Origin of the sequence: Frigoribacterium sp. CFBP 13712, assembly GCF_014842255.1 — a bacterium.
In the GTDB taxonomy this organism is placed as follows: Bacteria; Actinomycetota; Actinomycetes; order Actinomycetales; family Microbacteriaceae; genus Frigoribacterium.
This window is the reverse complement of record NZ_JACYVH010000004.1, coordinates 203,972-225,698: the sequence shown is the minus strand read 5'-3', so window position 1 is coordinate 225,698 and position 21,727 is coordinate 203,972. Positions and strand designations below refer to the sequence as shown.

Sequence of the window (21,727 nt, the reverse complement as noted above, 5' to 3'; positions counted from 1 at the left end):
AGCGGCGTTTGTTACACCCACGTTAAGTCATCGGCAAAGGTCTAGGCGCGAGACCTTTACGTGACGCACACTGTCCCGCATGTCGACGAGCACCTCCTCCACCCTCCCGTTCCGCGACGGCGTCACCTGGTACCAGGTCACGACCCCCGACCGCCCGACGCCGGGCGCGCTGCCCCTGATCGTGCTGCACGGCGGCCCGGGCATGGCCCACGACTACCTCCGCAACCTCGCGGCGCTCGCCGACGAGACCGGTCGCACCGTCGTGCACTACGACCAGTTCGGCTGCGGCCGCAGCAGCCACCGCCCCGACGCCCCCGTCGAGACCTGGAGCCCCGCCCTGTTCGTCGCCGAGTTCGACGCGGTCGTCGCGCACCTCGGGTTCGAGCGGTTCCACGTGCTCGGCCAGTCGTGGGGAGGCATGCTCGGCGCCGAGATCGCCGTGCGCCAGCCCGCGGGTCTCGCGGGTCTCGCGATCTGCAACTCGCCCGCCTCCATGCAGCTCTGGGTCGAGGGCGCGGCCGAGCTGCGGGCGCTGCTGCCGGTCGACGTGCAGGAGGCGCTGGAGCGTCACGAGGATGCGGGCACCACCACGGACCCGGAGTACCTCGCCGCGACGCAGGTGTTCTACGAGCGGCACGTCTGCCGCGTCGTCCCCATGCCTCAGGACTTCGTCGACAGCGAGGCGCAGATGGAGGCCGAGCCCACCGTCTATCACACGATGAACGGGCCCAACGAGTTCCACGTCATCGGCACGATGCGCGACTGGAGCATCGTCGACCGGCTACCCCGCGTCACCGCCCCCACCCTCGTGGTCGCCGGCGAGCACGACGAGGCGACCCCGGCCACCTGGCAGCCGTTCGTCGACGGCATCGCCGACGTGCGCTCGCACGTCTTCGCCGGCGCGAGCCACTGCTCGCACCTCGAGCAGCCCGAGGAGTTCCGAGCCGTCGTCGGCCAGTTCCTCGCGGCGCACGACGCGGCCTGACCGGCACCGCGCCTCCCGCGCCGCGCTTCCCGGCCCGCGCCTCCTGACCGACCCGACCCGCACCTCCCCGGCTCCACCCCCGCATCCCACCCGAGCGAGAGAGCACACCATGTCCACTGGAACGACGACCGGCGCCCCCGGCGGCGAGCTGAGCAACCAGCAGCAACTCGAGCAGTACGGCTACAAGCAGGAGCTGAAGCGGTCGGTCACGACCGTCGATCTGCTCATCTACGGCCTGATCTTCATGGTGCCGATCGCGCCCTGGGCCATCTTCGGCACCGTCTACAACGCGTCGTCGGGCATGGTGCCGCTGGTCTACCTGATCGGCCTCATCGCGATGATCTTCACGGCGCTCGCCTACGCGCAGATGGCGAAGTCGATCCCGCTGGCCGGTTCGGTGTTCTCGTACGTCGGTCGCGGCATCCACCCCATCGCCGGGTTCTTCGCCGGCTGGGCGATCCTGCTCGACTACCTGCTCGTGCCGACGCTGCTCTACGTCTTCGCCGCCGAGTCGATGATCGGGATCTTCCCCGGGAGCGCCCGGTGGATGTGGGCGCTGATCTTCGTCGCGATCAACACCGCGATCAACCTGCTCGGCATCAGCTCGATCAAGCTGATGAACCGGGTGTTCCTGGCCATCGAGGTCGTCTTCGTCGTGATCTTCGTCATCATCGCGGTCATCGCGCTGAACGACGGCACGATCCCCGGCGCCGAGTTCACCGCCGACCCGATCTGGGACTCCAGCAAGGTCACCGCGCCGCTCCTCGCGTCGGCGCTGTCGATCGCGGTGCTGAGCTTCCTGGGCTTCGACGGCATCTCGACGCTGTCGGAGGAGAGCACCGGCAAGCGCGGCGGAGCGGGCAAGGCCATGATCATCGCCCTGGTGATCGTCGCCACGCTCTTCGTCGTGCAGACCTGGCTCGCCAGCGCCCTCGCCGCCGGTCGCGACTCCTTCGGGAAGGACGAGGTCGGCAACGCGTTCTTCTCGCTGGTCGAGGCGGCGTCGAGCAGCGGCTGGTCGACGGCGTTCCTGGTCGTCAACGTGCTCGCGATCGGCATCGCCAACGCGATGGCCGCGCAGGCCGCCACCTCGCGTCTGCTCTTCTCGATGAGCCGCGACCGTCAGCTGCCCGCGTTCCTGTCCACCATCAACAGCCGCCAGGTGCCGCAGGCCGCCATCCTGCTCGTCTCGGCGCTGTCGGCCGTGCTCGTGCTGTTCTTCGTCGGACAGATCGACCTCATCGCGTCACTGGTGAACTTCGGCGCCCTGTTCGGCTTCATGCTGCTGCACGTCTCGGTCGTCGTGCACTACGTCGTCAAGAGGAAGTCGCGCAACTGGCTGCTGCACCTCGTCGTGCCCGTCATCGGGTTCCTCATCATCGGCTACGTGCTCGTGAACGCCGCCCCCGAGGCCAAGATCGGCGGACTCGTCTGGCTCGTGCTCGGCGCAGGCGTGTTCCTCTACTACCGGAGCCGAGGAGGCGCGGCGCCGGTCATCCCGTCCGGTGCCGACCACGGTGCGACGCCGGCCACGGCCGCACCCGCCGCCGACTCCGAACGGCACGACGCATGAGCGGGGTGGAGGCGACCGCCTCGGGGGCCGGCGGGGGCGCGGGCGACCCGACCCGCGCCTCCTCGGCGGGACGTGTCGACGGTGTCGACCACTTCCTGGGCAAGGAGCATGGGCGCCCCGGCTTCACCGCCGACGTCGAGCCCGCCCTGCGGATCACCCCCGGCACGGGCGAGCGCATCGGCTTCGAGACCAGTGACGCCGTCTACGCCGAGCTGCACGAGCACCGCGACCTCGCGAAGCTGTCGGTGCCGATCAACCCCGTCACCGGCCCCGTCTACGTCGAAGGTGCGATGCCCGGCGACGCGCTCGCCGTGACCGTGCACGAGATCCGGCTCGTGGCGCACGGCTGGTCCGTCGCATTGCCCGGGTCGGGCGCACTGCAGCACGTGATGGGCGACGAGATGTTCACGCGCCGCGTGCCCATCGACGACGAGGGGGTGCACGTGACCGACCGGCACGTGTTCGCACCGCGGCCGATGATCGGCTGCATGGGCACCGCCCCGGCGACCGGCGAGAACTCGACGATCATGCCGGCGTACGCGCAGGGCGGCAACATGGACGTCACCGAGAACCGCGTCGGCTCGACCGTGTACCTGCCCGTCATGGTCGAGGGCGCGTACCTCTCGATCGGCGACGTGCACGCGATCATGGCCGAGGGCGAGTCGTCGTTCGTCGCCATCGAGGCGGAGGGCACGGCGGTCGTGTCGATCGACGTCGTGAAGGGGCTCTCGCTGCGGGCCCCTCGGATCGAGACGGCCGACGACTGGATCTTCGTCGGGCTGGGCGAGCCGGTGCAGGAGAGCATCCGGCGCGGGTACGAGGACGCGTTCTCGTTCCTGGTCGACGACCACGGCTGGACCCGCGGCGACGCCTACGCGGTGCTCAGCGCCGTCGGGCACTCACGGCTCGGCGGGCCGACGGGGTCGGGCGCCCCGGACCCGCTGCACCCGTTCGACGCGGTCGGCGCCGTGACGCTGCACCGGGTGCCGAAGAGCGTGCTGTAGCGCCCGCTGCGGCTCGGTGCTCAACTCGCGGTGTGCGCCAGGATCGAGCCGAGCAGATCGTTCGTCGGGAAGTTCGACTGGAAGACGTGCACGAACAGGTCGCCGCGCACGAAGTACGTGTCCGTGATGTCGGTCTGGTACTGCTCCGCCGTCTCCGACTTCTGGCACAGCCGGCCGCCCTGGGCGTCGCTGCAGGTCGCACCGTCGGCTGCCGCCAGAGACAGCAGGGAGGCGCTGGTCGCCTGATCGAGGCGCCCCATGGTCACGCCGAGACCGGTGATGTCGGCTCGCGGGTCGCGCCACAGGCAGTCGAGCGCGGCGGCCGAGTCGACGATCTGCACGAGGGTCGCGTCGGCAGGCGGCACGGTCGGCGTCCGGGCTCCTAACGGGGTGCCGTCGCGCCGGAGGTAGCCCTCGGGGTTCAGCGGGGTCTCGCCCATCGTCGCCGCGTAGGTCGCCGAGTCGACGATCTGCGTGCAGTCGGTGGGGATGTTCACGGGAGACGCGGCCGGCGTCTCGGAGGTCGTCGGGGTCGGGGTCGCCGCGCCGGTCGGCGTCGGGCTCGACTCAGGCGGAGCGGTGGGCGTCGCCGTCTCGCCGTCGTCGGGAGTCGCGCCGGCGCTGGTGCTCATGCTCGGGGTCGGGCTCGGCGTCGTGCCCCCGGACGGGCCGCCGGCGCATCCGGCCAGAGACAGCACGACGAGCGCCGAGGCTCCGAGGGTGTGCAGAGTGCGTGCGCGTGTCATGACGGATCCGTTCCCCAGGGGCCCGTGAGATCGGGCTCGCACCACCGTATTGACGAACGCGCAGCTGGCTCGTCAGTCGCGGGGATGAGTTCGCCTGCGCCGAGTCACGATCGCATCACGCCGCTGTGCGCCCTCGCGTGACGTCGGGTCGGGTCAGGCGAGGTCGGCGAAGAGGGCGGAGACGAACTCGGTGCGCTCGACCATTCCGGCCAAGCTGATCCACTCGTGGCGGGCGTGCGCCCCGCCGCCGACGCCGCCCACCCCGTCGAGCACGGCGCAGCCGAGGGCCGCGGCGAAGTTGCCGTCGCTCGCCCCGCCGACCGAGACCTCGCGCAGCTCGAACCCGAGCGTCGCGGACACCCGGGCGGCCCGCTCGTACAGGGCCGCCGTGACCGGGGTGCGCTCCATCGGAGGGCGGTTCCAGCCGCCGGTGACCTGCACCCGGGCGTTCGGGTCGTGGGGGGCGAGGTCGGCCAGCACCTGCTCGATGCGGGTCACCTCGGACGCCGACGTGACGCGCACGTCGACCGAGGCCCGGGCGTGGCCGGCCTTCACGTTGGTGCGGGTGCCGCCCTGCACGATGCCCACGTTGAGCGAGGTGCCGGCGTCGATGTCGGCCGCGGCGTGCAGCTGGAGGATGATCCGCGCCATCTCGTCGATCGCGCTCGCGCCCGACCGCGGGTGCAGCCCCGCGTGCACCTCGACGCCGAACGTCTCGACCTCGAAGATGCCGACTCCCTTGCGGGCCGTCTTGACCGCTCCTTCGGCGGCGGACTCGAAGACCAGCACCGCGCCTCCTCGGCCGACCTCGGCCTCGATGACCGGCCGCGAGGCGATGCTGCCGACCTCCTCGTCGCCGTTCAGCACGATGCGGACGCCCGGCCGCGGCAGACCGAGCCGATCGGAGACCGCGATGGCGTGACCGAGCTGGATCAGCCCGGACTTCATGTCGAAGACGCCGGGCCCGGTCATGACGTCGCCGTCGATCGTCACCGGCCAGTCGGCGAGAGTGCCCTCCGACCACACCGTGTCGTAGTGGCAGAGCGCGCTGACCCACTCGGCGGAGCCCGTGGGCGAGGGGTACTCGAGCGTGACCGAGTCGCCGTAGCCCTCGACGACGCGCACCCGTCGGGCGGCGGCCGGGCCGGCGGTCGCCGTCAACCAGGACTCGATCCAGGCGAGGCCGACCGCGAGCAGGTCGACGTCGTCGGACGGCGTCTCGAGGGAGGCGTACGCCACGAGGTCCGCGATCATCCGATCGTGACGCGCCTCGACCTCGGATCGGAGGGCGGACGGGTCGATGGTGTCGTCGTTCACGGTGCGGTTCTCCTCCGGCGCTGCAGTGTCGGACCTCGACGCTACAGTGACGACGACCCACCGGCACCGCTGAGAAGGAGACCCGTGCTGATCCTGCACACGAGCGACTGGCATCTCGGTCGCACGCTGCACGGCGTCGATCTGCACGAGCACCAGTCCGCGTTCGTCGACCACCTCGTCGAGCTCGTCCGCGATCGCGGCGTCCGGGTCGTCGTCGTGGCGGGCGACGTGTACGACCGGGCGGTGCCCGCGGTACCCAGCGTGCGCCTCCTCGGCTCGGCCCTGCAGCGGCTCAGCGAGCTGGCGACCGTCGTGCTGACGCCCGGCAATCACGACTCGGCGGTCAGGCTGGGCTTCGCGGCCGAGCTGATGCGGCCCGGGCTGCACCTGCGCGCCCGGGTCGACGAGCTGGCGACACCGGTGGTCGTCGACGACGCCGACGGGCCGGTCGCGTTCTACGGGGTGCCGTACCTCGACCCCGACACCGTGCGCCACGCGCTCGCCGACGGTGCCGGCGCTGGTGCCGGTGCTGGCGACGACGGCCCGCTCGCCCGGTCGCACGAGGCGGTCGTCGCCGCCGCCATGCGACGGGTGCGCGCCGATCTCGCCGGGCGGCCAGGCACGCGGTCGGTCGTGATCGCCCACGCCTTCGTATCAGGAGGCGCGGCGAGCGAGAGCGAGAGAGACATCCGTGTCGGCGGGGTCGACTCCGTGCCCGCGGGGGTCTTCGACGGCGTCGACTACGTCGCGCTCGGGCACCTGCACGGGGCTCAGCGCGTCGGGGCGGTCGACGCCCGACCGGTCGTCCGCTACTCGGGGTCGCCGCTGGCGTTCTCGTTCGGTGAGCGGGGGCACGTCAAGTCGTCGACGCTCGTCACCCTGGCGGCCGACGGCGGTGCCACGATCGAGACCGTGCCCACCCCCGTGCCGCGGCCCCTCGTCGAGTTCGCCGACACGATCGATCGTCTGCTCGACGGGCGGTACGACCAGCACAGCGAGGCCTGGTCGCGCATCACGGCCACCGATCCGGTGCACCCCGACCGTCTCTACGCGCGCGTCCGCGAGAGGTTCCCCAACGCCCTCGCGATCCACCACGTGCCGGTGGGCGCCGTCGACGCGCCCGCCCTGAGAGCGGTGACGGTCGAGACCGACCCGGTCGAGGTCGCCGCCGACTTCGTCGCCTTCGCCTCGGGCGCCCGGGCCGACGAACTGGAGCTCGAGATCGTCCGATCCGCGTACGAGGCGGCCAGGGCGACGGAGGGCGGCGAGTGATCCTCCATCGACTCACGCTGCGCGCCATCGGGCCGTACGCGGGCGAGCACAGCATCGACTTCGCGGCGCTCGGGGCCTCGGGCGTGTTCCTGCTCGAGGGGCCGACCGGGTCGGGCAAGTCGACGATCATCGACGCGCTCGTCTTCGCCCTCTACGGCGGTCTGGCCGGTTCGACCTCCAGCCCCGACCGGTTGCGCAGCCATCACGCCGCCCCCACGGTCGAGCCGTTCGTCGAGGTCGTCTTCGAGACCGCGGCGGGCATCCACCGGGTCAGACGGACCCCGGCCTACCGTCGACCGAAGGCCCGTGGCACGGGTACGACCCCGCAGAACCAGACCGTGACCCTCGTGCTGCTGACCTCGCCCGATGCGGTCGAGGGCACCGTCGTGTCGACCAGCGCGCAAGAGACCGGGGCCGAGATCGCGCGCATCCTGGGGCTCACCCGGCAGCAGTTCGTGCAGACCGTCGTGCTGCCGCAGGGCGAGTTCGCGGCTTTTCTGCGCTCGACCGGCGAGAAGCGCAAAGAGGTGCTGCAGTCGCTGTTCGGCACCGAGATCTACGAGAAGACGACGGCCCAGCTCGTCGAGCGACGGGTCGCCGCGCGCGCCTCGATAGCCGCCGCCGAGCGCGAGGTCGAGCTCGCGCTCGGGCGGCTGCGCGAGGCGACGGGGGTCGACGACGAGGCCTTCGCCGCAGCCGCGGCGGACTTCGGGGTGCCGGGCGGGCAGCAGGGCTCAGATGGGCCGGAGGGGCGCGACGGGTTGGGCGGTCTGGTCGCCGGGCTGGCCGCGACCGCCATCGAGCTCGAGGGTCGGCGGGCCGCGGCGGTCGGCGATCGCGACGCGGCCCGGTCTCACCTCGACGAGCAACGGCGTCTGCAGCGGGCGCTCGAGCGACGCGCGGCGCTGCTCCGTCGCGAGGCGGCGGCCCGCGAGGTCGAAGCCGATGTGCAGGAGGCACGGGGCCGGGTCGACGACGCGCGCCGCGCCTCCTCGGTGACCGTCGCGGTCGAGGGGCTCCGCCGGGCCGACGAGCGGCTCTCGACCGCCGTCGCGCAGGTCGGTATGGCGCGCGAGTCCGGCGACCTCGACGCCGATCTGACCGAGACGACCGACCGCGACTCGGCGGCGGCTCGACGCGACGCCCTGACGGCGGAGGCCGGGTCGTCCGCCGAGAGCGCCCGGCTCGAAGCGACCCTCGTCGACCGCCGGGCCGCTCTCGACGTGCTCGAGGCGCAGGTCGCGGCCGAGGTGGCGCGCGTCGACGAGCTCGAGCGGGCCCAGGCCGAGCTGCCCGCGGTCCGCCGAGAGCTCGAGGCGGCGCTCGGTGCGTTGACCGAGGCCGTCGTCGCCGTGGGGCCCGCCGAGGCCGCGGTGGCGGAGGGGCGCAGGCGACGTGACCTCATCGACGGGCTCGACCGCTTCGAGGACGAGCTCGACCGCGCGACCGCCGATCTGCACGAGGCGGCCCGGGTGGCTCTCGACGCCGCCGGGGTCGAGAACGACCTGCGCCGCCGCAAGATCGCCGGGATGGCGGGCGAGCTCGCGGGCGACCTCCTCGTCGGCGAGCCCTGCCCGGTCTGCGGATCCGAGCACCACCCGGCTCCGGCCGTGACCACCGCCGACCACCCCGACGACGACGCCGTCGACCGGGCGACCGACGAGCGCGTGCGCTGCGAGTCGGCCCTCGCTGCCGCCGCCGCACGTCGTTCGGTCGCCGTCGCCCGGCGAGACGAGCGGGCGACCGAACTGGGCGGCGTCACCCGTGCCGAGGTCGAGGCGGAGCTCGACGCGGCGCTGGCCCGGGTCGAGGCCGCGCGCCGCGTGGCGGGCGATCGCGACGCGGCCGCGCTCGCGCTCGACGCCCACGACGCCGAGACCGAGCGCCGACGCACCGAGCTCGAGGAGGCGCGGGTCGGCACCGCCACGGCCGTCGCGCAGGCGGCGGCCGACCAGCGACGACTCGACGACGACACCGCCGCCGTCGGACGGCACCTCGGGGGGCGGGCCGACAGCGTGGCGGAGCTCGTCGCGGTCATCGGGCGCCGGCACGGCGCCGTGGCGCGCCTCGTCGAGGCTCTCGACGCCGAGGTGATCGCCGTCGACGAGGTCGCGAGGCGACGCGCCGACCTCGACGAGTCGCTCGCCGACGCGGGCTTCGCCGACGTCGAGGCCGTCTCCGCAGCGGTCCTGGATCGTGCGGAGGTCGGCCGGCTCGACGCGGTGATCGCGGCGCACGATCGCGAGCTCGCCGTCGTCGCCGCCGGGCTCGCCGAGCCGGAGATCGCGGGGCTCGACGACGCATCGGGCGTAGGTCCGGGCGACGATGCACGTGTCGGGGCCGAGGCCGCGGTCGAGCAGCGGGTCGCCCTGGCGACCGAGCGTGCGGCGGAGACCGAGGCCGCGGCGACGTCGATCGCCGCCGAGACCGCTCGGGCGCGCGACCGGGCCGAGCGGTCGTCTGCAGCCCTCGTCGCACTGCGGCAGGCCGCAGCCGTCGGGGACGACGCGGCGGAGCGTGCCCGGGCGATCGTGCGGATGGCCGACCTGGCCAGCGCCTCCTCGGCGGTCAACGTGAAGGGCGTGACGCTCGGCACGTACGTGCTGCTGCGGCGGTTCGACGACGTCGTCGCGGCGGCCAACGCGCGGCTGTCGGTCATGTCGAGCGGTCGGTACCAGCTCGAGTCGTCCGACGAGCGCGAGGCGACGTCGAGGTCGCGCAAGACCGGGCTGTCGCTGGCGATCCGCGACCACGCGACCGACACGACCCGCGACCCCGGCAGCTTCTCGGGCGGCGAGACGTTCTACGCGTCGCTCAGCCTCGCTCTCGGACTCGCCGACGTCGTGCAGGCCGAGGCCGGCGGGCTGCAGCTGGGCACCCTCTTCGTCGACGAGGGCTTCGGATCGCTCGACCCCACCACACTCGACGCCGTGATGACCGAGCTGGGCCGGCTCTCGGCCGCAGGTCGGGTCGTCGGCATCGTCAGCCACGTCGACGAGCTCAAGCAGCGGATCGCCGACCGCATCGAGGTGCGTCGCCTGCCCGACGGGTCGTCGACCCTCCGCTCGACCGTCGGGGGCTGACGGCCCGCCCGCCGCGGTCGCTCCGTCGTGTGCCGTGAGATCCGGTGTCGGCGGACGCATCCGTGCTCTGCGAGCGGGCGAGTGGCGGAGCGCCAGAGCGCCCGCCTCGGATGACGCGGATGGGGCGCTAACGTATTGATGACTCTCCCGTCTGGGACGCAGGGGATTCGAAAGCCAGCACCCGGATGACGGGCTGCGTGTTAGCCGAACGAAGAAGGTGCCGTGGGAAAGCTCATCTACGACCAGTCGCTGACGGTCGACTTCGATGACCGGACCTTGGCTCACCTGCAGGTCGTCATCGGCGTCAAGCTCCGCCGCGGGGAACCGTTCTACTTCTCCTGGAAGGACGACCAGCAGATCGGCGACGGGCGCACCTCGATCTGGCTGCACCCCACGATCCCTCTGGTGTTCAAGTTCTACGGAAGTCGTGTGCCCCAGATCAACCCGCGCTGGATCCGTGCCCTGGAACTGACCGCGAACACCCACACGGGCTTGCACATCATCGACGAGGACACCGCCAACGGCACCGAGACGGGTGCACCATGAAGCGCGTCGACGTCCACTACGGCGGCTTCGCCTACACGATCCCGGACACCACCCTCGACGCGGTCCAAGCGCAGATCATGTCCGCGCTCCGCGACGGGGAGACGCTCTGGCTGACGGTCAACTACGGTTCGGGGTCCGTCCTCGCGACGGACCTGCTCATCACCTCGGGGACCCCTGTGGCCCTGGCTGAGATCGACGACGCCGAGTAGCGCCACCGTCGACCTGGACTCCGAGGTGTCCGCTCCGCTGCGACCGGGGCATCCCTCGGTGCAGGGGGCTGCGCTCGCGCCTCAGTCGTGGACCAGCGGGTCGTAGTCCACGACGGGTGGGTTGTGGTTCCACTCATCGATCTCCTCCTGGCTGCGCTCGAGGACCTCGAACCGAGCACCCATCTGGGGTGTCATGAGGACGGATACCTCGCCGTGGCCGATCGCGGTGAAATCGATGAACCGGGGCCCTGCGGAGGCGGCGGCGATGATCTCCCGCTTCAGGGTCGCGGTGTCCTGATCTTCGTCGAGGTGGAAGAACTGGCCGTCGATGCGCAATCTGGTGATTCTCATGGCGCCCTCAATGACTGCCTGGTTCGAGGTTCCTCGATCCACCGGGGTCCGGGTGAACGTGAGTCATCTGGACAGCCACTGACAGTGTCCGCTCCGTTGCTTGGCGCCAGATGGTGGTGGAATCATCCACGGTCGTGACGGCCGCCTCCCGGGGATCCCTGCCTGATGGGGTGTCGGTCTGCCGATGTCTGATAAGACAAGGGGCGATGCCACACGACGACCTGCCCCCTCCCCGCCCACCCGCTGCAGCTGCCCCTGGACTGTTCGCCGAGGACACCTCCTTGGAGTCCACCCGCCTCGGGGAGATCCTCCGCAAGGAGACCGTGGGCGGCATCGTCCTGGTCATCGCGGCGGTCGTCGCCGTCGTGTGGGCGAATTCGCCGCTGTCCGGCGCGTACTTCGCGCTTCGCGACTTCGAGTTCGGCCCCGCGGCTCTGGGTCTGCACCTGAGCGTGGGGGAGTGGGCCGCCGACGGGCTGCTGGCGATCTTCTTCTTCCTCGTCGGCCTGGAGCTCAAGCGGGAGTTCGTCGCCGGGGAGCTCCGGAGGATCAGCAAGGCCATCGTGCCGGTGGCCGCCGCGTTCGGCGGAGTCATCGTCCCCGCCCTGATCTTCACCGCCATCAACGCCGCCGACCCGGAGGCGGTGCGCGGGTGGGCGATCCCCACGGCGACCGACATCGCCTTCGCCGTCGCGGTCCTCGCGATCGTCGGCTCGAGACTTCCTGCTGCGCTGCGGATCTTCCTCCTGACCCTCGCGGTCGTGGACGACCTCATCGCCATCGGGATCATCGCCTTCGTCTACACCAGCGCCATCGAGGTCCTCCCCCTGGTGCTCGCGATCGTCCCGCTCGCCGCGTACGTGTTCCTGACGCAGAGGTTCCGCCGGTTCTTCGGCCTGCATCCCGCAGCGAACTGGTTCATCCTGCTGCCGGTGGCCGTCTCGGTGTGGGGTCTCATCCACGCCTCAGGCGTCCACGCCACCGTCGCCGGGGTCCTCCTCGGCTTCGCCGTCCCCGTCATCCGCAGCCAGGCCAGCGGCGGACCGGGCACCGGCCCCGGGCTCTCCGAGGTCTTCGAGCACCGCTTCCGGCCCATCTCCACCGGCTTCGCCGTCCCCGTCTTCGCGTTCTTCTCCGCCGGCGTCGCCTTCGGCGGCCTCGACGGACTGAGGACGGCGCTGTCCAGTCCGGTCACGATCGGCATCATCGCCGCTCTCGTCCTCGGCAAACCCATCGGCATCCTCGCCACGACGTGGATCACGACCCGCATCACCCGGGCCGAACTCGACCGGACGATCACCTGGATCGACCTCACCGGCGTCGCCCTCCTCGGCGGCATCGGGTTCACCGTGTCACTGCTCGTCGCGGAGCTGAGCTACGGGCTCGGCAGCGCTCACGACGACGACGCCAAAGTCGCCATCCTCATCGCGTCGGTCGTCGCCGCGGGCCTTGCGACGGCCGTTCTGAGGCCGCGCAACCGGCGCTACAAGCATCAGGACGCCTGACCTCCCGAGGCCGGGATCACCTCCGTATTCGGCCTCGGCCTCGCTGAACCGGCACCATGGACACATGGCTACGACAACACCTCCCTCTTCGGGGCCCACCGCCGACCATCCCGCGTCCCTCACGGAGACCGTCTCGACGACTCCGCAGCTGCGCCGCGGGGTCTTCTGGCCTGCGGCCGTCGTCGTGCTCGGCTTCGTCGCCTTCACTCTGATCGCGCCCGCATCGGCCGAGGCGCTGTTCCTCGGTCTGCAGAGCGGCATCGTCAAGAACTTCAGCTGGTACTACGTCCTGATCGCGGCGTTCTTCGTCGGCTTCAGCCTGTTCATCGGCTTCAGCCGGTTCGGCGGCATCAAGCTCGGCAAGGACAAAGACGAACCCGAGTTCTCCACCGGGTCGTGGTTCGCGCTCCTCTTCGCCGCGGGGATGGGCATCGGCCTCGTCTTCTACGGCGTCTCCGAGCCCCTCAGCCACTTCGCCTCTCCCCGCCCCGGTGTCACGGGCACCGAGGACCAGCTCGCACAGCAGGCCCTGACCCAGACGTTCCTGCACTGGGGGCTGCACGCCTGGGCCATCTACGTCGTCCTCGGCCTCGCCCTCGCCTACGCGATCCACCGCAGGGGCCGGCCGGTCTCCATCCGGTGGGCACTCGAGCCCCTCCTCGGCAACCGCGTCCGCGGCGGCTGGGGCAACCTGATCGACGTCATCGCCCTCGTCGGCACCCTGTTCGGTGTCGCGACCTCGCTCGGCCTCGGCGTCATCCAGATCGGCGCCGGCCTGGAGGCTGCCGGCATCGCCGAGAGCAGCATCGTGAGCCAGATCTCGATCATCGCCGTCATCACCGCGGTCACCATCGTGTCGCTCGTCACCGGCGTCACCAAGGGCATGAAGATCCTCTCGAACTTCAACCTGATCCTCGCCGCAGCCCTTCTGCTGTTCGTCCTGATCGTCGGTCCGACCCAGTTCCTGCTGCGCGACTTCGTGCAGTCGATCGGCGCCTACCTGCAGAACGTCGTCGGTCTGTCGTTCAACGTGACCGCCCAGCAGGGTGCCGCCGGCGAGGAGTGGCAGGGCGCCTGGACCACCTTCTACTGGGGTTGGTGGATGTCGTGGGCGCCGTTCGTCGGCATCTTCATCGCCCGCATCTCCAAGGGCCGCACGGTCCGCCAGTTCGTGTTCGGCGTGCTGCTCGTCCCGACGGCGCTGACGTTCCTCTGGTTCGCCGTCCTCGGCGGCGCCGCGATCCACCAGCAGACCGACGGCGCCGGCGGCCTCGTCGGCGCCGACGGCTCGGTCGATGTCGAGGGGTCGCTGTTCGCCCTGCTCGGCGGCCTGCCCGCCGGGACGGTCCTGACCTTCGGTGCGATCCTGCTCATCGGGGTGTTCTTCGTCACGTCGTCGGACTCCGGCTCGCTCGTCATGGCGATGATCGCGTCCGGCGGCGACATCGAGCCGAAGAACTGGCTGCGCGTGTTCTTCGCTCTGGTCGCCGCGCTGCTGGCTGTCGCGCTCCTCCTGACGGGTGGGCTCGACGCCCTGAAGACCGCGGCGATCACGACGGCGTTGCCGTTCAGCATCGTGCTGCTGCTGACGTGCTGGTCGACGATCATCGCCTTCAACCGCGAACGCCGCGCGTACGACAAGGCCGAACGCGACGTCCTCCTCGAGCACGTGGGCGCCTACTACGGCCTCGAGGTCGACGCGCCCACCCAGGCGAGCAGCAAGGGTCTGGCCCGACCCTGGGAGGCTGTCAAGCGCCGTGTCCGGGGCACCCGTGCGGGCTCCGTCTCGGGCCCGGAGGCGTCGGCCTCCGCGGTCGTCGCCGATCCGCCGTTGCGGGTCGACGTCGTGTCGCCCGACCCGGCCATCGACGGCCGCCTCGACGAGGGCGCACCCGGCACGACGGACCAGGACGACTCGACAGGGCGCTGACCCGTCCGTGTCGGCCCGACGGGCGTCGTCTCTCGGGAGACGGCGCCCGTCGGTCGTTCCCGGCCCACGCGGCGTCGATGCGCTCTGCTGACTACGCTTCGGGGTGTCTTCTCCAGCCTCGGAGACCTGACAGGAAGCAGTCGCTCATGCGCACCGTCACGCTCCGGCTCCGTGAGTCGTTCTGGTTCTTCCCCGCCGTCCTCGGGGTCTTCGCGATCGTCGTCGCACAGCTGCTCGTCGTCGTCGACCAGGAGATCGTCGATCGGGGCGCCTCGATCCCGATCCTCGACGCTCTCAGCGCCAGTGGGGGCCGAGCCATCCTGACGACGGTCGGGACGGCGATGCTCACCGTGGCGGGGACGTCGTTCTCCATCACCATCTCGGTCCTGGCGACGACGTCCTCGACGTACGGTCCACGCCTGGTCCGCAACTTCATGGCCGACCGGGCGAACCAGTGCGTCCTGGCGGTTTTCACCTCCACCTTCCTCTACTCGATCGTCGTCCTCCGCTCCGTCCACACGGCCATCGACGACGGCACGGCCTTCGTCCCCGTCATCGCCATACACGTCGCCGTCGCCCTCGGGGTCGTCGATGTCGCCGTGCTCGTGTTCTTCATCCACCACATCGCGTCGAGCGTGCAGATCACCTCGCTGCAGAAGCAGGTGCAGGAGGACCTCGAGACCGCCGTGAGCCACGCGTATCGGTTCGACGGTGACAGCGACGGGGTGAGCGTGCAGCCACAGCCCGACGGTGGCGTGGCGTGGTCCATCGTCGAGTCGCAGAGCGACGGGTACGTCCAATCCGTCGGATGGGAGCGGCTCGTGTCGTGGGCCCACGACCACGATCAGGTCGTCGATATGACGGCCATGCCGGGAGACCATCTCATCGAGGGCGACTGCCTGCTCCGCATGGCCCCGCGTGACGGAGCGCACGGTCGTCCTGTGCCGGAGGCCGATATCGACCGGCTCCGCAGGATGGTCACCCTCGGTGCGGCACGGACGCCGTTCCAGGACGTCGGCTTCGCGCTCCAGCAACTCGTCGAGATCGGCGTCCGCGGTCTCGCGAGCGGGACCAACGATCCGTACACGGCTGTCAGCGCACTCGACCTGTCGGCGACGGCCCTCGTGCCCCTGTGGGCCGGGCGGCAGGCCATCACCGCCTACCTCGACGAGGATGCCGTCGCCCGTGTCCTGCCGCATTGGCCGGAGCCGGAACAGCTCGTCGACACGGTCTTCGACGGTGTCCTCACCTACGGGGTCGAGCACCCCATCGTCCTCGACGCGGCCCGTCGCCTCCTGGCCCGCCTCGGCGACGTCGCGTCAGGGCCCCGGGCCGTGCATCTCGGCGGCATCAGAACCAGGCTCGACCGGGTCTGAGCGGCGACCCGGGTGGGCAGCCGACTGAAGACCGTCGGACGCATCGTGACAGCCGCCCCTGAGCATGTTCCCCCCGCGGCGTGCCAGTGTGGAGTGCATGCGTTTTCGTTCCAAGCCCCTCACCGTGACCGTGTCCGCTGCAGCGCTGGTCGTCATGCTGGCCGGCTGCACGCCCGACGCCTCGGAACCGTCTCCCGGCACGGAGACCGTGACCGCGACGGTGACGCCGACGCCGACGTCCACGCCGACGCCTTCCGCAGCTCCCGCGCCACCGGCGACGTCGACACCCGGCCCGGACGGTGAGTCCGGGGGAGGGGGCGATCTCGGCGACGGGACGATCGGGGCCGCCGCGGACCGGTGCACCGTCGACGAGCTGCAGGGCGCGATCGACGACGGAGGTGGCGGAGCTGCGGGCAGCTACGGTGTCGCTCTGATCCTCACGAACACCGGCGACCGCACCTGCGAGTTGCAGGGCTGGCCGGGTGTGTCGTTCGTCGGAGGCGGTGACGGCACCCAGCTCGGGGCCTCGGCGACTCTGGATCGGGCGTCGGAGCACCCGACCGTGCAGATCGCTCCCGGTGGGTACGCCCAGGCGATCCTGACCATGGTGCAGGCCGCGAACTACGATGCCGCCGAGTGCCAGCCGCAGCAGAGCGAGGGGTTCCGGGTCTACCCGCCCGGGTCGACGGCGTCTCTGTACATCGGAGCCGGCGGAGATCTCTTCACCGCCTGCACGTCCTCCAGCGTCCAGCAGCTCTCGGTGGGGGCGATCCAACCCGGCCCGTGAGCGCCAGACTTGAGTCTGCCTCGAAGCTGATGGTTGACTGAACCCCGAACGAGGGGATCATCATGAGAGACATGGCTGCACGATCAGGGTGGACGCGGTTCTGGGAACAGGGCCGGTGGTGGAAGGCGCTGATCCTCGCCGTCGGCTACCTCGCCATCTACGAACCCGCATCGCTCCTGATGGCACCGTTCGTGCCGTTCATCGGCGACGCCGGCTCCGCCAGCTACGTCCTCGTGCTCATCGTCGTCCCGGTCCTGATCGGCAGTCTCATCCTGATCGGCTTCGGTGCCAGCCTGGGCTGGCTGAGAGGTCTCTTCGCACGCCGGGGAGCTCCAGGTCGAGGCTGGATGTGGATCGCCGTCGCCGTCGTGCTGCTCTTCAACGTGCTGCGCTTCGCGAGCATCGACTACGAAGCCGCGGGCTTCGACTGGGTCGCCGCCTGGCTCCTGGCAGGACTGGTCATCGGCTTCTCCGAAGAATTGCTGACTCGTGGATACGTGGTCCGCATCATGCGTTCGGCCGGCCGTTCGGAGGTCGCCGTCGGGCTCGTCTCGGCGGCGTTGTTCTCGCTGTTGCATGCGACCAACCTCTTCACCGGTCAAGCGCTGATCCCCACGATGCTGCAGATGCTCTACACGTTCTTCTTCGGCCTCTGCATGTACCTCGCCTTGCGGGTGACCGGAACGATCATCGCTCCGATCCTGCTTCACGCGAGCACGGACCCGAGCATCTTCATGCAGGCCACGTACCCCCTGCAGGGCGGCCTCGGGTCCTTGGCTCAGCTCGGCAACATCGTCGTCGTCCTCGTCGGCGTCGTGCTGCTCGTCGTCTTCCTCGTGACGGAGCGCCGCGCGGCACGTCACGAGCAGCAGGTCGCCTAGCTCTCCACCTCGATCGACTGGTCCTCCGGGGCATCACGCGATCGCGCCCTGGAATCGGTTTCCGTCCTCCTCGTGATCGATCCGCAGGGCGGAGTCCTTCGGGAGCCGATCGCCGCGTGGTCAGGTACCGCCCGCAGGGTCAGGGGCGCCAGCCTCGCGACCGGGCTCGAACGGCCAGCGCGATGCCCTCGAGGGGGAAGACGAGGTAGCCGACCAGGACGACGACGTGGGCGCCGCCGAGGTCGGCCGAGGCCATCAGCGCCACGGCCGCCAGCGCGAGGAGGGCGACGCCCACGGGTGCGAGCCAGGCTGCGGTCTTCTCTCGGCGGGTCCAGGCTCTGGACTGGCTGACGAAGACGAGCCCCGCCAGAGCGCCCACGACGGGCACGAGCAGCGAGCCGGCGATGAGGACGACGACTGCGACGATCGAGAAGGTCCGGCCGGGAACCGGCGGATCCGCAGCGACGCCCGGGGCGTCGACCTGGACCTCGCTGCGGGCCTCGGCGGCGATGAACGCAGGGTCGCCGAGCTGATGGATGCGAGCGGCGGCGGCCACGGTGTCGAGACCCTCGAGCTCCTCCCTGATCCCCGCGAGGATGTCGTGGTGCAGTTGCGGGGGGAGCTGAGCGAGTTCGGTGTCGAGCTGCGCCAGGTAGGCCGTGGTGATCTCGGGCCTGGTGTCAGTCATGAGTGTCCTCTCCGATGAGTCGATGCACCGAGGCGGTGAAGGAGCCCCACTGGAGGCGGAACGCAGTCAGCTGACTGCGCCCCAGCGGAGTGAGGCGGTAGTACTTCCGGACTGGTCCCGTCGCCGACGGCTGATCGAACGCCGTGACGAGGCCCTGCGTCCGGAGGCGGCCGAGGAGGGGGTACAGCGTGCCGATGAGCCATCGGCTGCCGATGCGGTCGGACCAGGGCTCCGCGGGGCTATCGGAGTCCGATGACGTCCATCACGTCGACGCTGTTCGCCCGAGCGACGTCGGCGCGGCATCGGTCGATGTCGTCTGCGAAGCGGAGCTGCTGGTAGCCGTTCACGGAGAAGTGGATGCTGTCCGCGGTGGGGTCGAGACCGTCGGACGGGGCCAGCCACACGTTCCAACCTGCGGTGTCGAGGCACGACGACACGGCCGAGATGTACGGTGCGGCCCCGTCGACTTCGCCTTTGGTCTGCGGAGGGAGCAGCGCCGATGCGGCCGCGACTCCCGTCACCCCGAGCACCGCGACGCCCGCGGCCATCGCCCCGCGGTGGAGTCGCCTCCGACCTCGTAGCTTCCGTGAGAGGGCGTGCTCGATCCGACCTGCGGCGGCATCGAGGTCGGTGTCGGACCAGTTCGTGTTCGTCATGTTCGCCCTGCTCTCAGTTCTCGTACTGCGTGCCGGTGGTGGCTGTGCGGAAGGAGCGCAGCCGGCCGCGGATGCGCTGGATGCGTTTGCGTGTCGCCGGTGGCGTCAGGCCGAGCGCGGCCGAGGCTTCGTCGTAGGAGAGTCCTTCGATGAAGCAGAGACGGACGAGCTCGCGGTCGTCCGGTGGGAGACCGTCGAGGGCCTCCTGCAGATATGCGAGCTCCTCCGCTGCCGCGCGTCGGTCTCGACCGCGTTCCCATTGGTGGAGGTGGTCCACCGTGTCGAGATCGCCGGCCTCCTGTCGGACGGCCCGACGGTTGGTCGCGACTGCGATGTGGCGCGTCGTCACGAGCAGCCACGGCAGCAGAGAACGTTCCGGGTCGAGATCCGCTCGACGGCGCCACGCCACGAGCAGGACCTCCTGGGCGACGTCCTCGACACTGCCGCGATCGGTCACCACCGAGGCTGCGTATCGGAGCACGCTCCTGACGTGCAGACGGGTCAGCGCCTCGAACGCATCGATGTCCCCGCCGCGCGCACGAGCCACCAGATCGTTCTCGGTCTCGCCCGGTGTCGATCGTCGTCTCATCGGTCGTCCTCACTTCCGCTCTCAGTAGTGAAGTGCCGGGTGGGGCAGTTCTGTGACCAGGCAGAACGGTTCTCCTCCGCTTCGGGCGGCCCGCTTGTCCATCACGCTCGATGCGCACGATACTGAAGTGCTCGCCGTCCGCGCCGGCAGGAGATCCCGGATCAGGGGTGCTCCAGCGGAACACCCCTGAGCGCGCTCTCCGTGTCGTACGGTCGATCCCATGGACAACAGGAGCGAGGTACGCGACTTCCTGACCACGAGGCGGGCCCGCGTGACCCCTGCGCAGGTCGAGCTGCCCGGTGGTCCGGGGCGGCGCGTGCCCGGTCTGCGGCGGGCCGAGGTGGCCATGCTCGCCGGCGTCAGCGTCGAGTACTACTCGCGCCTCGAACGCGGCGACCTCGGGGGAGCGTCCGAGGCGGTGCTCGAGGCGATCGGCGGCGCGCTGCTGCTCGACGAGGCCGAGCGATCGCACCTGGCCGACCTCGCACGCGCCGCGAACGAGTCGCCCGTCCGGGCTCGGTCGAGGTCGCGTGCGCGCCCCGCCGGCGTCTCGCGCGCCCTGCAGCTGGCCCTCGACTCCGTGGCCTCGGGGCCCGCGTTCGTCCGGAACGGACGGATGGACGTGCTCGGCGAGAACGCTCTCTTCCGGGCGCTCTACTCCGACCTCTACGCCCTCTCCGACCGGCCCGTCAACCTCGCCCGCTTCGTGTTCCTGCACCGCGAGCTGGCCGAGGCCTTCTACCCGTCGTGGTCGATCGCCGCCGACATCAACGTCGCGATCCTCCGTACCGAGGCCGGCCGCGACCCTCATGACAGGGCCCTGCACGACCTCGTCGGCGAGCTGTCGACCCGCAGCGACGAGTTCCGCACCCGGTGGGGCGCGCACGAGGTGCGGCATCACGCCTCGGGGAGCAAATCGTTCCGGCATCCCGTCGTCGGCGATCTTGACCTCGTCTACGCGGCCATGGAGCCGATGGGCGAGCCGGGGCTGAACTTCCTCATCTACAGCGCCGAGCCGGGTACGCCGACCGAGGAGCGCCTCCTTCTCCTCGCCAGCTGGGGCGCCGGCCCGGTCGATCCGCAGGCCCGAGAACCAGCAGGCCCCATCGACGCGCATCGCTCGCGAGACGACGCACGACGAGAGGACAGCTCACGATGAGGTACGGACGACTCGGGACGACGGGCCTGCGGATCAGCCGCATCGGCCTCGGCTGCATGAGCTACGGCGATCCGACGCGGGGCCTGCACACCTGGACCCTCGACGAGGAGGCCTCCGCGCCCCTCTTCCGCCAGGCCGTCGAGCTCGGCGTCACCTTCTGGGACACCGCCAACGTGTACCAGCAGGGCACAGGCGAGGAGTACGTCGGCCGCGCCATCCGCGAGTACTCGCGCCGCGAGGACATCGTGCTCGCGACGAAGGTCAGCGGCCGGATGCACGACGGGCCCGGTGGGTCCGGGCTCTCGCGCAAGGCCATCCTCGAGCAGGTCGACGCGTCGCTCACCCGGCTCGGCACCGACCACATCGACCTCTACCAGGTGCACCGCTACGACGACGAGACCCCGGTCGAGGAGACGATGGAGGCGCTCCACGACCTCGTCCGGGCCGGGAAGGTCCGCTACACGGGCGCGTCGAGCATGTACGCGTGGCAGTTCGCCAAGATGCAGACCGCGGCCGCCGTGAACGGGTGGACGCCCTTCGCGTCGATGCAGGATCAGTACAACCTCCTCAAGCGGGAGGAGGAGCGCGAGATGATCCCGCTCTGCGCCGACCTCGGCGTCGGGCTCGTGCCGTATTCGCCGCAGGGCAAGGGGCGGCTCACGCGCCCCCGCGACGTGACCACCGGTCGCTCGGCCGTCGACGAGGTCGCCAAGGCGTTCGACACCGACGCCGACGGCCCGATCATCGATGCCGTCGAGCAGGTCGCGGCCGAGCACGAGGTGCCGATGGCGCAGATCGCGGTCGCCTGGGTGCTCCGCAACCCCGTGGTCTCGGCCCCGATCGTCGGGGCGACCAAGCCGCACCACCTCGCCGACGCGGTCGCCGCGCTCGAGGTCGAGCTCAGCGACGACGACGTCCGCCGCTTCGAGGAGCGCTACGTGCCGCAGGCGCCCTTCTGGTGGTGACCGGTCGGTGACGGACGCGAGTCCCGACGGCCGACGGTCACGACGACCGACGGCCGGACGGCCCCGCACCCTGCCTGTCGGGCAGGGCACGGGGCCGTCGGGGGT

21 protein-coding genes are annotated in these 21,727 nt (G+C 70.8%); 14 read left to right on the top strand and 7 right to left on the bottom strand.

The window, feature by feature from the left end; genetic code table 11:
• The first annotated feature begins 79 nt into the window (after positions 1–79).
• From IFT51_RS09405 to IFT51_RS09395, 3 genes are all read left to right on the top strand, one after another.
• Positions 80–985: a proline iminopeptidase-family hydrolase gene (locus tag IFT51_RS09405; RefSeq protein ID WP_192060823.1), complete on the top strand. Its 906-nt coding sequence runs from the start codon at positions 80–82 to the stop codon at positions 983–985.
• A 109-nt stretch (positions 986–1,094) separates the two neighbouring features.
• Positions 1,095–2,558, top strand: a complete 1,464-nt coding sequence (locus IFT51_RS09400; RefSeq protein WP_192060822.1) for an APC family permease — start codon at positions 1,095–1,097, stop codon at positions 2,556–2,558.
• Positions 2,555–3,562, top strand: coding sequence for an acetamidase/formamidase family protein (locus IFT51_RS09395; RefSeq protein WP_192060821.1), 1,008 nt, complete (start codon positions 2,555–2,557; stop codon positions 3,560–3,562). The genes IFT51_RS09400 and IFT51_RS09395 overlap by 4 nt, the downstream gene beginning before the upstream one ends.
• Before the next feature lie 20 nt (positions 3,563–3,582).
• Here the strand turns inward: IFT51_RS09395 and IFT51_RS09390 are convergent, their stop codons facing one another.
• Positions 3,583–4,308: a hypothetical protein gene (locus IFT51_RS09390; RefSeq protein ID WP_192060820.1), complete on the bottom strand. Its 726-nt coding sequence runs from the start codon at positions 4,306–4,308 to the stop codon at positions 3,583–3,585.
• A 153-nt stretch (positions 4,309–4,461) separates the two neighbouring features.
• Positions 4,462–5,625 carry a M20/M25/M40 family metallo-hydrolase gene (locus IFT51_RS09385; protein ID WP_197981945.1) on the bottom strand — a complete coding sequence of 388 codons (1,164 nt, stop codon included), beginning with the start codon at positions 5,623–5,625 and terminating at the stop codon, positions 4,462–4,464.
• Positions 5,626–5,709: 84 nt separating this feature from the next.
• Here IFT51_RS09385 and IFT51_RS09380 point away from each other — a divergent pair, with 84 nt between their 5' ends.
• The 4 genes from IFT51_RS09380 to IFT51_RS09365 all read left to right on the top strand — a co-directional run bounded on the left by IFT51_RS09380 (position 5,710) and on the right by IFT51_RS09365 (position 10,735).
• Positions 5,710–6,897 (top strand): exonuclease subunit SbcD, encoded by a 1,188-nt coding sequence (locus IFT51_RS09380; protein WP_192060819.1) that lies wholly within the window; start codon positions 5,710–5,712, stop codon positions 6,895–6,897.
• Entirely contained in the window at positions 6,894–9,980 is a 3,087-nt protein-coding gene (locus tag IFT51_RS09375) for an AAA family ATPase (RefSeq protein WP_192060818.1), read from the top strand. Before IFT51_RS09380 ends, IFT51_RS09375 begins: the two co-directional genes overlap by 4 nt.
• 222 nt (positions 9,981–10,202) lie before the next feature.
• On the top strand, positions 10,203–10,526 hold the full coding sequence (locus tag IFT51_RS09370) for an ATP-dependent DNA ligase (RefSeq protein ID WP_192060817.1): 324 nt from the start codon (positions 10,203–10,205) through the stop codon (positions 10,524–10,526).
• Positions 10,523–10,735 carry a hypothetical protein gene (locus IFT51_RS09365; RefSeq protein WP_192060816.1) on the top strand — a complete coding sequence of 71 codons (213 nt, stop codon included), beginning with the start codon at positions 10,523–10,525 and terminating at the stop codon, positions 10,733–10,735. The genes IFT51_RS09370 and IFT51_RS09365 overlap by 4 nt, the downstream gene beginning before the upstream one ends.
• Before the next feature lie 81 nt (positions 10,736–10,816).
• On the opposite strand, the gene IFT51_RS09360 is transcribed toward IFT51_RS09365, so the two are convergent.
• Positions 10,817–11,086: a hypothetical protein gene (locus IFT51_RS09360; protein ID WP_192060815.1), complete on the bottom strand. Its 270-nt coding sequence runs from the start codon at positions 11,084–11,086 to the stop codon at positions 10,817–10,819.
• Between the two features lie 206 nt (positions 11,087–11,292).
• On the opposite strand from IFT51_RS09360, the gene nhaA reads away from it, so the two are divergent.
• From nhaA to IFT51_RS09335, 5 genes are all read left to right on the top strand, one after another.
• The gene (nhaA, locus tag IFT51_RS09355) at positions 11,293–12,591 is read left to right on the top strand and encodes a Na+/H+ antiporter NhaA (protein ID WP_192060814.1); all 1,299 of its coding nucleotides are present in this window, start codon (positions 11,293–11,295) and stop codon (positions 12,589–12,591) included.
• 64 nt (positions 12,592–12,655) lie between these two features.
• Positions 12,656–14,521 carry a BCCT family transporter gene (locus tag IFT51_RS09350; RefSeq protein WP_192060813.1) on the top strand — a complete coding sequence of 622 codons (1,866 nt, stop codon included), beginning with the start codon at positions 12,656–12,658 and terminating at the stop codon, positions 14,519–14,521.
• Between the two features lie 146 nt (positions 14,522–14,667).
• Positions 14,668–15,897: a DUF2254 domain-containing protein gene (locus IFT51_RS09345; protein WP_192060812.1), complete on the top strand. Its 1,230-nt coding sequence runs from the start codon at positions 14,668–14,670 to the stop codon at positions 15,895–15,897.
• A 97-nt stretch (positions 15,898–15,994) separates the two neighbouring features.
• Complete coding sequence (locus IFT51_RS09340; RefSeq protein WP_192060811.1) at positions 15,995–16,684, top strand: DUF4232 domain-containing protein; 690 nt, start codon at positions 15,995–15,997, stop codon at positions 16,682–16,684.
• 71 nt (positions 16,685–16,755) lie between these two features.
• Positions 16,756–17,565, top strand: a complete 810-nt coding sequence (locus IFT51_RS09335) for a CPBP family intramembrane glutamic endopeptidase (RefSeq protein WP_244637111.1) — start codon at positions 16,756–16,758, stop codon at positions 17,563–17,565.
• A gap of 139 nt (positions 17,566–17,704) precedes the next feature.
• On the opposite strand, the gene IFT51_RS09330 is transcribed toward IFT51_RS09335, so the two are convergent.
• The 4 genes from IFT51_RS09330 to IFT51_RS09315 are packed head-to-tail and all read right to left on the bottom strand — an operon-like array spanning position 17,705 to position 19,498.
• Positions 17,705–18,253 (bottom strand): hypothetical protein, encoded by a 549-nt coding sequence (locus tag IFT51_RS09330; protein ID WP_192060809.1) that lies wholly within the window; start codon positions 18,251–18,253, stop codon positions 17,705–17,707.
• On the bottom strand, positions 18,246–18,440 hold the full coding sequence (locus IFT51_RS09325; RefSeq protein ID WP_197981967.1) for a PadR family transcriptional regulator: 195 nt from the start codon (positions 18,438–18,440) through the stop codon (positions 18,246–18,248). Before IFT51_RS09325 ends, IFT51_RS09330 begins: the two co-directional genes overlap by 8 nt.
• A 52-nt stretch (positions 18,441–18,492) precedes the next feature.
• Positions 18,493–18,909 (bottom strand): hypothetical protein, encoded by a 417-nt coding sequence (locus IFT51_RS09320; RefSeq protein ID WP_192060808.1) that lies wholly within the window; start codon positions 18,907–18,909, stop codon positions 18,493–18,495.
• A gap of 13 nt (positions 18,910–18,922) precedes the next feature.
• Entirely contained in the window at positions 18,923–19,498 is a 576-nt protein-coding gene (locus IFT51_RS09315) for an RNA polymerase sigma factor (protein WP_192060807.1), read from the bottom strand.
• 220 nt (positions 19,499–19,718) lie between these two features.
• Here IFT51_RS09315 and IFT51_RS09310 point away from each other — a divergent pair, with 220 nt between their 5' ends.
• Together IFT51_RS09310 and IFT51_RS09305 are read left to right on the top strand one after the other, a co-directional pair.
• Positions 19,719–20,657, top strand: coding sequence for a helix-turn-helix transcriptional regulator (locus IFT51_RS09310; protein ID WP_192060806.1), 939 nt, complete (start codon positions 19,719–19,721; stop codon positions 20,655–20,657).
• Positions 20,654–21,622, top strand: coding sequence for an aldo/keto reductase (locus tag IFT51_RS09305; RefSeq protein ID WP_192060805.1), 969 nt, complete (start codon positions 20,654–20,656; stop codon positions 21,620–21,622). Before IFT51_RS09310 ends, IFT51_RS09305 begins: the two co-directional genes overlap by 4 nt.
• Positions 21,623–21,727 lie beyond the last annotated feature (105 nt).

Bases quoted from the DNA above. Each gene is read 5' to 3' on its own strand.
- IFT51_RS09405 (WP_192060823.1), top strand. From the start codon at position 80: ATGTCGACGAGCACCTCCTCCACCCTCCCGTTCCGCGACGGCGTCACC.
- IFT51_RS09400 (WP_192060822.1), top strand. From the start codon at position 1,095: ATGTCCACTGGAACGACGACCGGCGCCCCCGGCGGCGAGCTGAGCAAC.
- IFT51_RS09395 (WP_192060821.1), top strand. From the start codon at position 2,555: ATGAGCGGGGTGGAGGCGACCGCCTCGGGGGCCGGCGGGGGCGCGGGC.
- IFT51_RS09390 (WP_192060820.1), bottom strand. From the start codon at position 4,308: ATGACACGCGCACGCACTCTGCACACCCTCGGAGCCTCGGCGCTCGTC.
- IFT51_RS09365 (WP_192060816.1), top strand. From the start codon at position 10,523: ATGAAGCGCGTCGACGTCCACTACGGCGGCTTCGCCTACACGATCCCG.
- IFT51_RS09360 (WP_192060815.1), bottom strand. From the start codon at position 11,086: ATGAGAATCACCAGATTGCGCATCGACGGCCAGTTCTTCCACCTCGAC.
- nhaA (WP_192060814.1), top strand. From the start codon at position 11,293: ATGCCACACGACGACCTGCCCCCTCCCCGCCCACCCGCTGCAGCTGCC.
- IFT51_RS09350 (WP_192060813.1), top strand. From the start codon at position 12,656: ATGGCTACGACAACACCTCCCTCTTCGGGGCCCACCGCCGACCATCCC.
- IFT51_RS09345 (WP_192060812.1), top strand. From the start codon at position 14,668: ATGCGCACCGTCACGCTCCGGCTCCGTGAGTCGTTCTGGTTCTTCCCC.
- IFT51_RS09340 (WP_192060811.1), top strand. From the start codon at position 15,995: ATGCGTTTTCGTTCCAAGCCCCTCACCGTGACCGTGTCCGCTGCAGCG.
- IFT51_RS09335 (WP_244637111.1), top strand. From the start codon at position 16,756: ATGGCTGCACGATCAGGGTGGACGCGGTTCTGGGAACAGGGCCGGTGG.
- IFT51_RS09330 (WP_192060809.1), bottom strand. From the start codon at position 18,253: ATGACTGACACCAGGCCCGAGATCACCACGGCCTACCTGGCGCAGCTC.
- IFT51_RS09320 (WP_192060808.1), bottom strand. From the start codon at position 18,909: ATGACGAACACGAACTGGTCCGACACCGACCTCGATGCCGCCGCAGGT.
- IFT51_RS09315 (WP_192060807.1), bottom strand. From the start codon at position 19,498: ATGAGACGACGATCGACACCGGGCGAGACCGAGAACGATCTGGTGGCT.
- IFT51_RS09310 (WP_192060806.1), top strand. From the start codon at position 19,719: ATGGACAACAGGAGCGAGGTACGCGACTTCCTGACCACGAGGCGGGCC.
- IFT51_RS09305 (WP_192060805.1), top strand. From the start codon at position 20,654: ATGAGGTACGGACGACTCGGGACGACGGGCCTGCGGATCAGCCGCATC.